We start from the raw sequence: 12,153 nt of genomic DNA on the forward strand, positions 1-12,153 counted from the left end.
AAAAGAACAAATTGTTGCTAAAAAAAATAATTCCTAAAAAATTCATCCTAAAGTAATCTACCTGCAACAAGTAGGAATATTCCCACTAAATAATCAAGAATTCAGCTGTAGCGCCGATATCTTTAATTAGACATCGAGTACTCAAGTTAAGAGTTCAACCGATATTTCATTACTTGTTTAAATTATTAGGGGTCACTCAATGCAAGTGACTGACGTATTAGGGAATCTATTCAAGTTATAATCCTATGGTACAAATACAAATCGACGAAAAATTAAAAATCGGGCAAGGAAACGAACGTATGTGCGTTATCCATCCTGAAGATGCTGCGAAATGTATTAAGGTTAATATTCCTGGCGTAATTCATCGCAGCCAAAATAAGATAGAAAATTATTATCTATCTAGTCTAAAACGCCGCTCAGTGCCTTTTACTCATATTGCCAAATTCTATGGCACAGTTGAGACAGACCAAGGGCAAGGGCTGGTATTTAAGCGCATCGTTGACTTTGATGGCACCCCATCAATACGCTTTGATAAGGCGATTGAACAGCAGATTATTTGCTCTCAACAAGCCAAATCATTGCTGGACGAATTAAATCAGTACTTACTTGAGCACGCTATATATATTGGTGACTGCAATAAAGACCAAATATTGTTGCAACGCACTGAATCCGGCTATCTACTCAAAGTCATTGATGGGTTAGGTAGCCGAAACTATGGCTGGAAATTAATGCTGCTAAGTAACATTAAATGGTACGCACGTAAAAAGATTAAAGCCAAATGGCCGAGAATCTTGCAAAATTATGTGATGCAATAATTTATCTAATAGAGACCAATCGTTCTAAGTCTCTTTATGAAAAGAAGCTCACTACTATATTTTCAATGGATGACTTACTCTAACGCCCCCATCAATATTACGTTGATGGGGTAAGTGCACACCTAAGATAAAAAACGAAACTTGGTTTATTGAAGGTAAGTTGCAGGCGGGTATCCATTACGTTGAAGTGAAAGACGATTTTTCTGATTTGATGGAAAAAATGGACTATTACTTCGCCCATCCTGAGCAAGCTGAGGCTGCTTGTAGCACAACAATATTTCTCTCTTTGCAGCTAAAAGCTAGCCGACTAAGTTAAGTCGGCTCTCGCTACTTTTGGCAGAGAGAACAAAAAAAGGTATTTCTCTGCCCTATTTTTAGATCAGTAATCGCTTCGCCACAGGCTGGGCAAGGCTGTTTAGCTTTGCCATACACTTGCAACTCTTGAGCAAAATACCCGGGTTTACCATCGACTTGAGCGAAATCCTTCAGCGTAGTTCCACCTTGTGCGATGGCGGTTTTTAATACGCTTTTTATTTCTGTTACCAAGCTTTGCCACTCATCCAGTTTAAGTGAGTTCGCAGGGCGTAGTGGATGGATTTTCGCGGCAAATAGCGACTCACTGGCGTAGATGTTCCCCACTCCTACCACAATTTTGTTTTCCATAATGAACTGCTTAACGGCGATACGCTTACTTTTCGCTTTCTCTAGCATGTAATCCGCAGTAAATGCGTCTGTTAACGGTTCAGGGCCAATATTGGCTAATACGGTGTGAGATTCCCCAACAGGAGACCAAAGCCAAGCGCCAAAGCGGCGAGGATCGTTATAGCGTAAAACCTTACCATTACTCAGAGTCAGATCAACGTGATCGTGTTTACCTGCGGCAATAAAACCATCCAGCACTCGCAGTGATCCAGACATACCCAAGTGTACGATTGCCGTTCCTTTCTCTGTTTCAATCAATAAGTATTTGGCTCGTCGAGAGATAGAGCGTATTACGAGCCCTTCCATCAACTTGAGATCTGCCGGAATATCCCAACGCAGTTTCGGTGTACGAAACACGATTGACTGTACTGTCTGTCCCACTAGATGAGGAGAAATGCCCATACGGCTCACTTCAACTTCTGGTAACTCTGGCATATGGCTCCTTGTTATCTTTACTCCTCCCCTTTTCTAACTGACTCTTAGTTAGAAATTGAGAAGGTATTTTGCTCTTGGTTCTCCCCCTTGCGAAGGGGGAGGAGCAAAGACCTATTACTACTCAGGTAACAAATACCCTTTCTCTACCGAAATCGCTATCCATTTGTCTTGCCAGTTTTTAAACAGCCAAAAACGGGGTGTTTGATAAAAGGTGATCCTTTGTGGTTCTTCGCGATCGGAATACCACACTTCAACCGTTTGTGGGCTGCGTAGCATTGACTGAAATGATTGGTATGTTGCGTCATCGACTTCTGTTCCAACAAGCAACTTCCACCGCTCAACTAACGTTTCAGGCGCAATTTCACTGGGTGGCGTCGCTCGCCAACGCCCCTGATTTTTTTCTAATGATAAATGAGAAAAATGCATGGCCTGTAACTGCCAATTTGGATTAAGAAGCGTTGGGTACTGAGTCGCAACAGGCGGCTGCATGAAATAGGTCTTAATCACCGTAGGTAGGTTTAATACCCCGATAAACAACACGACCGCCAAAATGAGAATATTGTTCCACCGACGACGACGATGAGGAGCAACACGCATGAGCTATCCTTAGTAGCATGTAGACTTCTATAGGATAACAGAGAGGCCTAGCTTCGTCATTCCAGCGAAAGCTGGTATCTCGAAACATTTAACAACGGATGAATAACAACGAATGAAGTAAACGTGATTTGGTTGGCGAAGAGGTAAAGCAATGACATCAACCCCCTCTAGCTCCCCCTCAGATAAGGGCCATTTTAGTGGACTACTATAGCTAGAGGGAGTTGAAGTCCACTGAACTTATTAATCACTGCAATCTTAATTAAGTGCGGTGAAAGCACCCCCACCCAACCTCCCCATTTGAAGGAGAAATATGGTATCTCCCCTTCAAATGGGGAAGTGTTCTATAGTGCAGAAAAGAAAAAACCCAACCATATAGGCTGGGTTTTCTTACTACTTTAAAGGAGTAAATCAATTACTTGATTTTAGCTTCTTTGTACATAACGTGCTGGCGAACTACTGGATCAAACTTTTTGATCTCAAATTTGCCTGGCATGTTGCGCTTGTTTTTGTCAGTAGTGTAGAAGTGACCAGTACCAGCAGATGATACTAGACGAATTTTCTCACGAATGCCTTTAGCCATTGCCTAATTCCTCTTAAACGTTTTCGCCACGTGCACGAATGTCAACAAGAACAGCGTCGATGCCTTTCTTGTCGATGATACGCATGCCTTTAGCAGTTAGACGTAGTTTAACAAAACGTTTTTCGCTCTCTACCCAGAAACGATGAGTTTGTAGGTTCGGCAGAAAACGACGCTTAGTAGCATTTTTTGCGTGTGAACGGTTGTTACCCGTTACTGGACGCTTACCAGTTACTTGGCATACTCGGGACATGAATGTCTTCTCCAAATCGTTTCAGCTCGATATCAACCTTGCTGGCTGAACCTCTTAATGCTCAAAATGAACTGAGGTAAAAACCGCTATGGAAAATCCACGCAAGGCTATCAAAGGTCGCGCATTATACTAACTTGATATGCATTGCTCAAGACCCGAACAGATCCTTTTTGCAGGATTCGCTGATCTTTTTTCTCTGGCGAGCTGAATTAGTGTTAAAAAATGTGTGCGAATCATACCAGAAAACGAGAGAAAGCTAAGCATTTTTTACGCATTCAGGCGAAATCATCATCAAATCTCTTTTAAGCCTTGTTTTTAAACACAATGATAGCTGTGGCGCTGCAATTTTGACCAACCTAATCCTAGGGAGATAACCGGTTGTAATAAAGGCTTTCACTTTATTTTCTATGTATTACTCAGCTCTCTAGCAAATAAAAAGTGCAGATCAATGTTCAAATCCATCCTCGCTCGGCAAAAGAAACAATTTCTCCGTCACCGATAACAAAATGGTCGAGAACACGAATATCGACTAAAGCTAAAGCATCACAGATTCTATTTGTGATCCTTCTATCTGATTGGCTCGGCTCCGCAACTCCTGAAGGATGATTATGCGCCAAAATAAGCGCCGCAGCGTTATAGTGAAGGGCACGCTTCACCACTTCCCTTGGGTAAACACTCGCAGCATCAATGGTGCCTTCAAATAAGATTTCATCCTGTATCACCCGATGCTGATTATCGAGAAAAAGGATATAGAATGCTTCCCTCTGTCGGTCGCGCAACACGCTGGATAGATACAACTGCGTTTGTTGAGGGCTGGTTAACGCATCTCCACGTTTGAGCGTTTCAGCCAGATAGCGCTGTGTAATTTCTAGCGATGCCTGTAATTGGACATATTTAGCCTCTCCGAGCCCTTTATGCCGACAAAACTGATCTTTGGATGATGAGAACAGAGCACGCAGCGAACCAAACTCTCGCAACAGGACATCAGCCAGTTCCAGCACATTCATGCCTTGGGTACCTGTACGCAGCACTATGGCGAGCAACTCAACATCAGACAGTGCTTGCGGACCTCGAGCAAGCAGTTTTTCGCGTGGCATCGAATCGTTGGGAAGGAATTTGCGCTTCATTTCAGCTCCTGTATGTACTCTTCAGGCTTGAGTATTTTTTGCATACAGAACTGAAAAATCCCCAAAATCGCAACCGACTTTGGGGATTTTTAGAATCAATTCAATATTGTATGAACGGAGAGTGTTAATTAAACCTTAAAGTGTCCAACCAAGCTTCCAACTTTTCCACCGGCCTGCGTTAAACGACCGCTGATCGATTCCGAGTATTTTAGGTTGTCACTGAGATCATTAACGATGTGCTGAATCGTCACTAGGTTTTGATTAATCTCTTCCGCCACAGCACTTTGTTGCTCCGCTGCTGATGCGGTTTGAGTACTCATATCCTGAATAACAGATACGGCTTGTGAGATGCCTGACAGTGTCTCTTTAATTTGCACAGATTCTAAGGCAGTCTTCTCACCCCGTTCTTGGCTGGCATTCATGCTGGTCACGGCTTTGCTTACACCTTGCTGCAACGCGTCAATCATGCTGCTGATTTCTTTGGTGCTGTTTTGAGTTCTGCTAGCTAACGAACGAACTTCGTCAGCCACTACAGCAAAACCACGCCCTTGTTCGCCAGCTCGCGCCGCTTCTATCGCAGCATTCAGAGCTAGCAGGTTGGTTTGATCTGCAATGTCGCCAATCACTTTAAGAACCTGCGTGATCTTACTGGTTTGCTGGCTTAACTCTTCTATAGCATCAGAGGTCAGATCAACCTCATTCACCAGAGCACCAATACCGTCGATGGCAAGGTTCACTTCCCTTTGCGCTGCAATAATTTGTTGATTTGCCGATTCAATCGCTTGTGCGGTTGAGTTGGTGTTATTTGCGACTTCACGCGAAGTCGCACTCATCTCAGTGACCGCAGTAACCACTTTATCGGTTTCAAGACAGTGAGCATTCATCTGCTGGCTAGACTTAGTGGTTTGTTTATCCAACTCTTGTGCTGCGCTACCGACTTCATCGGCAGAGCGACGAATGTCTGCGATCATCGGATGAAGTTTGTCCATAAAATCGTTAAAGGCTTTTGCCACTTCACCGATTTCATCCTGACTTTCCACTTTCAAACGTGCAGTTAAGTCACCGCCACCAGCCGCGACATCTTTTAGCGAGCTAACGATATGCTGCAATGGCGCCACACCACGAGCCACCAATAGGCTAACGATAACGCTGGTGATCAATAGCCCTAGTAAAGAAAAGCCCACCGCTGAGTAAGTTTGATCATACAGCGCAGCTAAACGTTGTTTTTTGTGCTCTGCCAACTGATGGTCTATATCGTCGATGTAAATACCGGTACCTAGTACCCAATCCCATTTTGGTAGGTATTCAGCGTAACCCAGTTTCGGTGCCTGAGCTTTAAGAGAAGGCTTTTGCCAAGAGAAGTATAAGAACCCATCACCACTTTTAGAGGCGTCAATCAACCCAGCGATAACCGCAACGCCGTTTTCGTCTTTCAGACCGTACAGATTTTTACCTTCCAGAGAAGAGTTCATCGCATGCAGAGTGTTGACGCCTTTTGAGTCATAGGCAAAGAAATAGCCATCACTTTCAAAACGCATCGACTTTAGAATGTCTTTCGCTAATGCTTTATTTTCTTCGTTGTTATCAGCATCGTAAAGGGACTTGATTGATGTTACGCCCATCATTAAATAGGCTTTTAACTCTTGTTTACGATTGTTGACTAACTGCTCGCGGTACTGAGACAGCTCTTGCTGCAAGTTGTTCATACCTATCCAGTAGTAGGCCATAGAACTGGCACTGGTGATTAACACTAGCGGAACCACGGTTAATAACAACAACTTGGTACGACTTCTCATCGTTCGAAACATAGACCACCACCTCAGCTCACATATATTGGTTTTAATAACAACTTTGATATTATCCTCTGCCATTTGTGCGACCTAAAAGTAAATTTAGCTAAATTGCAGTCTCTCTCTCATATATTTGATTAGTGTTAAAGCTCTATTTGACACAGCTCATACATATTCCAGTAGTTGTGCTAACATAACCCGCAGATTTTTTGAGGAATCCAGAATGCAAAGTTTGGCAGGAAAAAAAATTCTGCTTGGCATCAGTGGCGGCATTGCTGCCTACAAATGCGCAGAATTAACGCGACGTTTAATTGAGCGTGGCGCACAAGTGCAAGTCGTCATGACCGACGCAGCAAGAGAGTTCATTACACCGCTTACCATGCAGGCCGTCTCCGGTAATCCGGTGTCTTATAGCTTGCTTGATCCAAGTGCTGAAGCATCAATGAGTCATATCGAGTTAGCAAAATGGGCTGACTTGGTACTACTTGCGCCAGCAACCGCTGATCTTATTGCTCGCATGGCCGCAGGTATGGGTAATGATTTGTTGACCACGCTAGTGTTGGCAACCGACGCACCTGTTGCGGTTTCTCCTGCGATGAATCAGCAGATGTATGGCAATCCTGCCACTCAAGAAAACCTTGTGACGCTTGCCCGTCGTGGAGCAATGATTTGGGGACCCGCTTCCGGCCAACAAGCGTGTGGCGATGTGGGTAAAGGCCGCATGTTAGAACCGATGGAGCTCGTTCATCACTGCGAGACCTTCTTTGGTCCGAAACCACTATCTACTGAAAAAACACTTTCTACTGAAAAACCATTAGAAGGTAAACGTGTACTTATCACGGCAGGACCAACACGCGAAGCGCTAGATCCGGTACGCTACGTGAGCAATCACAGCTCTGGGAAAATGGGCTATGCCATCGCTGACGCTGCCGCCCAGATGGGTGCGGATGTCACCTTAGTTTCAGGGCCTGTCAATTTGGCAACGCCTGCGCTCGTGAATCGCATTAACGTGGAAAGTGCGCTTGATATGCACCAAGTGGTGATGCAACATGCAACGGAGCATCACGTCTTTATTGCTTGTGCCGCCGTTGCTGATTACCGCCCGGAACACGTAGCCGAGCAGAAAATTAAGAAAACAGGTGATAGCGATACGCTGACCATTACTATGGTGAAAAACCCAGATATCGTCGCTTCAGTGGCTGCATTGAGTAACAAACGCCCATTTACCGTTGGCTTTGCAGCAGAAACGCAAAATGTTGAGCAGTACGCTCGTGGTAAATTAACCAATAAAAAACTAGACATGATTTGCGCCAATGACGTGTCCGTTGAAGGACAAGGTTTTAATAGCGATGACAACGCATTGACCGTCTTTTGGTCGCAAGGACAGCAAGCCTTGCCTTTAGCAAGTAAAACTGAGCTTGCTCGCTCTTTAATGCTACTGATTAACGACAAGCTTAAATAAGCTATTTTGAATTCTCCCTCCGATGACAGGCTCTTAGGTACAAGTCTGACACCGCCCTTTTTAAGGGGAAGGAAGAATAAAAACATTTGGCGAGGTAATGGTGTCTATTCCAATCAACCGTTACTTCGTTACTAGCAGTGATAACCAGAAGGAAGATACGGGTTATGGCCGGCAATAAAAAAACCAATCGCCGCGAAGAAATTCTCCAAGCTCTTGCTGAAATGCTTGAGTCAAACGAAGGTGCCTCTCGCATCACTACCGCCAAACTTGCCGCTCAAGTCGGCGTTTCTGAGGCGGCGTTATATCGCCACTTCCCAAGTAAGGCGCGTATGTTCGAGGGTCTTATCGAATTTATCGAAGAATCATTAATGTCACGCATTAACCGTATCATTGATGAAGAGAAAGACACGCTTAATCGTATTCGATTAGTGATGCAGCTTATCCTTGCATTCTCAGAACGTAACCCTGGCTTGACAAGAATCTTGTCTGGTCATGCTTTAATGTTTGAAAACGAACGTCTACGTGACAGAATTAATCAACTGTTTGAACGGATTGAAACGTCCCTACGCCAAATTCTGCGTGAACGTAAGATCCGTGAAGGAAAATCATTCCCCGTTGACGAGAAAACATTAGCCGCCCAGCTATTAGGCCAAGTTGAAGGCAGTTTGAACCGTTTTGTTCGTTCAGACTTTAAGTACTTACCAACGGCAAACTTCGACGAGTATTGGGCATTACTCAGTGCGCAAATTGATTAAGAAATGACTATGAAGCAAGCGACGCAAGACAAGTTCATCAAACCTCAATTTACCCTTTCTTTGTTGCACCCCAAATACTGGTCTGTATGGCTGGGCTTTGGGTCGCTTGCATTCGTGGTAAATGTGCTTCCTTACTCTTTGCTGTTCAGAATAGGGCGTGGTTTGGGATTACTTGGGATGCGTTTTGGCAAAAGCCGCGCGCACATCACTCGACGTAACTTAGAACTGGCTTTTCCAGACAAGAGTGCTGAAGAAGTTGAAGCGATGGTCGTCGATAACTTTAAAAATACTGGGCTGGCATTAATCGAAACGGGTATTACCTGGTTTTGGCCAACTTGGCGTTTTAAACGTTTGGTTATCGCTAAAGATATCGACTTGCTTTATGAGTACAAAGCCAAGAAAAAAGGCGTTTTGCTGTGCTGTGTCCATGCGCTGAACTTAGAAATTACCGCGCGCGCTTTTGCGGTACTGCAAACAGGTATTCAGGGCTTTGGTGTTTTTCGTCCGCACAGTAACCCTGCCTATAACTTTATTCAGTGTTGGGGACGCACCCATAACAGCAACCAGTTGGTTGACCGTAAAGATTTGAAAAAGATGATTCGCGTGATGCGTCAGGGTGAGTTGCTGTTTTACTTACCTGACCATGATTATGGCCGTAACAAATCTGTTTTTGTCCCTTTCTTCGCTGTAGAAGACGCATGTACCACGACGGGAACGAGCATTCTCGCGTACGCCAGTAAATGTGCGATTGTGATGGGTTCTGGCTTCCGCAATCAAGACGGCAAATACGAAATTATTGCTAACGTATCGGTTGAAGAGAATTATCCACAAAAAGACGAGAAAGCAGCAGCGGCTTATATGAATAAGTACGTGGAAATGCTAATTATGCGTGCGCCAACTCAGTGGATGTGGCTACACAAACGTTTTAAGACCATGCAAGATCCGAATGTTCCCAAAGGGATTCGGTATAAGTAAGAAACTTTAATTTCATACCAGTGAGCAAGATATCTCACTGGTATCTTATCTTCACAGCCCAGTTTTCCAAATACACACCTATACCAAACGTCATTCAATCTAGATGTCGGGACACTTCACACCTTTTGATCTCATCAAACTTATCATATACGATAATATCGAATACCTATTATCCTAAAAATAGGTATACAACGATGAGTTGGAGAATTGAGTTTTATGATGGCGTTGAACAAACAATTTTATCAATGCCTCCTAAAATTCAAGCACGAATAATAAGGTTGCTTGAGCTAATTGAGGATTACGGAGCCGATCTTGGCGAGCCGCATACTAAAGCGATGGGTGAAGGTTTATTTGAGATTCGAGCAAAAGCGCAAGAAGGTATAGCCAGAGGTTTATTTTGCTACCGAGATGGCCGAAATATCATAATTCTTCATGCTTTTGTTAAAAAGAGCCTTAAGACGCCAAATAAAGACATCAAATTGGCCAAAAATCGAATGAAAGAGGTGAAATATGAGTGGATTACAATCTCTAAAAAATAAATCATTAGAGAATACTGAAGTAAAAGCTGAATATGACTCTTTAGAAGCTGAGTTTAAACTTATCAGCACTCTACTTGCTATGCGCGCATCTGCTGGCCTTACACAGTTACAAGTTGCTGAGCGGATGGGCACTAGAGAATCGAATATCTCCAGATTAGAGCAAGGAACCGGAAACCCGACCATAAAAACTTTGATGAAGTATGCACAAGCATGTGGTTGCGAACTTAGTCTTAGCTTTACACATGCCTAATACTGAATCTGGCTTTGATTAAACGTCCCCATAAGTGAAGATTTATGGGAACGAATTCAACTCAATTAAGCGCCAATACCATACTCTGCGCGATAAGCTTTCACGGCATCTAAATGCTCGTTGTTCGTGCCTTTCTCTTCAAGATAAGTCACAAGATCAGTCAAGCTCACGATTGATACCACCGCGCAACCGAAGTCACGTTCAACTTCTTGGATTGCAGACAGCTCGCCTTTACCTTTCTCTTGACGGTCAATCGCTACCAATACGCCCGCTAAGTCAGCACCGTTCGCCTTGATGATTTCCATTGATTCACGAATCGCAGTACCGGCAGTGATTACGTCATCCACTAGCATAATACGACCTACCAGTGGGCTACCAACCAAGTTGCCGCCTTCACCGTGGTCTTTCGCTTCTTTACGGTTAAAACAGTATGGTGTATCCACATCATGGTGATCCGCTAAAGCAACAGCCGTAGTAGTTGCGATTGGAATACCTTTGTATGCAGGACCAAACAACACATCGTAATCAATACCAGAATCCACTAGAGCAGCCGCATAGAAACGGCCCAGACGCGCCAAATCACGACCAGTATTAAACAGACCAGCATTAAAAAAATATGGGCTCTTACGGCCTGATTTCAAAGTAAACTCACCAAATTTCAGCACCTGTTTCTCAAGGGCAAACTCTATAAATTCACGCTGGTATGCTTTCATCTCTTTCTCTCTATCAATTAATAACAAGCTTTAACGCCTTCCCTTATAAAAGGGAGGTGCTATCTTTCTCCTCCCCTTTTCAAGGGGAAGCTGGGTGGGGTTACTCCACTGAAACTTCATCAGTTGCGACAACTTCAGTGAAAGCACCCCCTCTAACTCCCCCTTCATAAGGGGGAGAACTAAGAGCGATGCTCCATATAAAAAAATAGCCCCCATATGGGAGCTATAAAATCAATTTTCTAACGTTGCCTTCTGAACCTGAACGATATCGGCAATGCCTTTCTTGGCAACGGCAAGCAGATCAAGTAGCTGTTCGTGGCTAAACGGTTCGCCTTCCGCTGTACCCTGGATTTCGATCATCTTACCTTCTTCCGTCATAACAACGTTCATGTCGGTATCCGCTGCTGAATCTTCGACATACTCAAGGTCACAAAGTACCTCATCACCTAGAATGCCTACAGATACGGCTGCAACATGACCTTTCATTGGGTTCTTTTTCAGACGGCCATCAGCAACCAACTTAGTGAACGCGTCTGCTAGCGCCACACTGGCACCAGTGATTGAAGCAGTACGAGTACCACCGTCCGCTTGGATAACATCACAGTCAACGGTAATCATCACTTCTGGCATTGCTTCCAAATCAACAACCGCACGTAAGCTACGTGCAATCAGACGTTGGATTTCCATAGTACGACCGCCCTGCTTACCGCTAGTTGCTTCACGACGAGTACGTGAGTGCGTTGCGCGTGGCAACATGCCGTATTCCGCCGTTACCCAACCTTTACCCTGGCCTTTCAACCAGCGTGGCACGCCCTCTTCAACGCTCGCGTTGCACAGCACTTTAGTATTGCCAAATTCAACTAACACAGAGCCTTCTGCATATGCCGTGTACTGACGAGTGATTTTAATTGGACGAACTTGATCTGCAGCACGATTGTCTGGACGCATACGCTATCTACCTGTGTTGTGGAAACAAAGCGGTGTTAATGAAACTAAGTCCGTAAAAAACTCAGCCGGTAACCGAAATTTATTGGGCGAAGATTATATAGGAAATCTGATTCAGTTCCTAGGTTTGGATTTTCAACAACGAGATGAGCGCTCACCTATCTGCAAGATTTGTATGCTATTATTAGCGCTAATTAATCAGCTTAATACCAAGGAAA

At 44.1% G+C, this 12,153-nt stretch carries 14 protein-coding genes and 1 pseudogene; 7 read left to right on the forward strand and 8 right to left on the reverse strand.

All coding sequences use genetic code 11. The features are described from left to right. Positions 1–245 precede the first annotated feature (245 nt). Entirely contained in the window at positions 246–815 is a 570-nt protein-coding gene (locus tag G5S32_RS14110; RefSeq protein WP_165312554.1) for a YrbL family protein, read from the forward strand. Between the two features lie 118 nt (positions 816–933). Then, positions 934–1,071: pseudogene (locus G5S32_RS14115) on the forward strand (lipopolysaccharide A protein); the annotation flags it as partial. A 71-nt stretch (positions 1,072–1,142) separates the two neighbouring features. On the opposite strand, the gene mutM reads toward G5S32_RS14115, so the two are convergent. The 6 genes from mutM to G5S32_RS14145 all read right to left on the reverse strand — a co-directional run bounded on the left by mutM (position 1,143) and on the right by G5S32_RS14145 (position 6,314). Beyond that, entirely contained in the window at positions 1,143–1,952 is an 810-nt protein-coding gene (mutM, locus tag G5S32_RS14120; RefSeq protein ID WP_165312555.1) for a bifunctional DNA-formamidopyrimidine glycosylase/DNA-(apurinic or apyrimidinic site) lyase, read from the reverse strand. 117 nt (positions 1,953–2,069) lie between these two features. Next, positions 2,070–2,549: a hypothetical protein gene (locus tag G5S32_RS14125; RefSeq protein WP_165312556.1), complete on the reverse strand. Its 480-nt coding sequence runs from the start codon at positions 2,547–2,549 to the stop codon at positions 2,070–2,072. Between the two features lie 412 nt (positions 2,550–2,961). Beyond that, positions 2,962–3,129, reverse strand: coding sequence for a 50S ribosomal protein L33 (gene rpmG / locus G5S32_RS14130; RefSeq protein ID WP_002535344.1), 168 nt, complete (start codon positions 3,127–3,129; stop codon positions 2,962–2,964). A gap of 13 nt (positions 3,130–3,142) precedes the next feature. After that, the gene (gene rpmB, locus G5S32_RS14135; protein ID WP_165312557.1) at positions 3,143–3,379 is read right to left on the reverse strand and encodes a 50S ribosomal protein L28; all 237 of its coding nucleotides are present in this window, start codon (positions 3,377–3,379) and stop codon (positions 3,143–3,145) included. Between the two features lie 452 nt (positions 3,380–3,831). After that, positions 3,832–4,506, reverse strand: a complete 675-nt coding sequence (gene radC / locus G5S32_RS14140; RefSeq protein WP_165312558.1) for a RadC family protein — start codon at positions 4,504–4,506, stop codon at positions 3,832–3,834. A 128-nt stretch (positions 4,507–4,634) separates the two neighbouring features. Then, positions 4,635–6,314 carry a methyl-accepting chemotaxis protein gene (locus G5S32_RS14145; RefSeq protein WP_165312559.1) on the reverse strand — a complete coding sequence of 560 codons (1,680 nt, stop codon included), beginning with the start codon at positions 6,312–6,314 and terminating at the stop codon, positions 4,635–4,637. A gap of 205 nt (positions 6,315–6,519) precedes the next feature. Between G5S32_RS14145 and coaBC the strand changes: the two genes are divergently transcribed. The 5 genes from coaBC (at position 6,520) to G5S32_RS14170 (ending at position 10,277) form a co-directional block, all read left to right on the forward strand. Further along, a complete protein-coding gene (coaBC, locus tag G5S32_RS14150) occupies positions 6,520–7,758 on the forward strand; it encodes a bifunctional phosphopantothenoylcysteine decarboxylase/phosphopantothenate--cysteine ligase CoaBC (RefSeq protein WP_165312560.1) in 1,239 nt (412 codons plus the stop codon). A 164-nt stretch (positions 7,759–7,922) separates the two neighbouring features. Next, positions 7,923–8,513, forward strand: a complete 591-nt coding sequence (gene slmA / locus G5S32_RS14155; protein WP_165312561.1) for a nucleoid occlusion factor SlmA — start codon at positions 7,923–7,925, stop codon at positions 8,511–8,513. 9 nt (positions 8,514–8,522) lie between these two features. Further along, the gene (lpxL, locus tag G5S32_RS14160) at positions 8,523–9,488 is read left to right on the forward strand and encodes an LpxL/LpxP family Kdo(2)-lipid IV(A) lauroyl/palmitoleoyl acyltransferase (RefSeq protein ID WP_165312562.1); all 966 of its coding nucleotides are present in this window, start codon (positions 8,523–8,525) and stop codon (positions 9,486–9,488) included. Positions 9,489–9,682: 194 nt separating this feature from the next. After that, positions 9,683–10,027, forward strand: a complete 345-nt coding sequence (locus G5S32_RS14165) for a type II toxin-antitoxin system RelE/ParE family toxin (RefSeq protein WP_165312563.1) — start codon at positions 9,683–9,685, stop codon at positions 10,025–10,027. Then, positions 9,999–10,277, forward strand: a complete 279-nt coding sequence (locus G5S32_RS14170) for a helix-turn-helix domain-containing protein (RefSeq protein ID WP_165312564.1) — start codon at positions 9,999–10,001, stop codon at positions 10,275–10,277. Before G5S32_RS14165 ends, G5S32_RS14170 begins: the two co-directional genes overlap by 29 nt. A gap of 65 nt (positions 10,278–10,342) precedes the next feature. Here G5S32_RS14170 and pyrE read toward each other — a convergent pair whose 3' ends face one another. After that, a complete protein-coding gene (gene pyrE, locus G5S32_RS14175) occupies positions 10,343–10,990 on the reverse strand; it encodes an orotate phosphoribosyltransferase (protein ID WP_165312565.1) in 648 nt (215 codons plus the stop codon). Positions 10,991–11,221: 231 nt separating this feature from the next. Further along, the gene (rph, locus tag G5S32_RS14180; RefSeq protein WP_165312566.1) at positions 11,222–11,938 is read right to left on the reverse strand and encodes a ribonuclease PH; all 717 of its coding nucleotides are present in this window, start codon (positions 11,936–11,938) and stop codon (positions 11,222–11,224) included. Positions 11,939–12,153: the final 215 nt, after the last annotated feature.

The organism is Vibrio ziniensis (assembly GCF_011064285.1).
Taxonomy (GTDB): domain Bacteria; phylum Pseudomonadota; class Gammaproteobacteria; order Enterobacterales; family Vibrionaceae; genus Vibrio; species Vibrio ziniensis.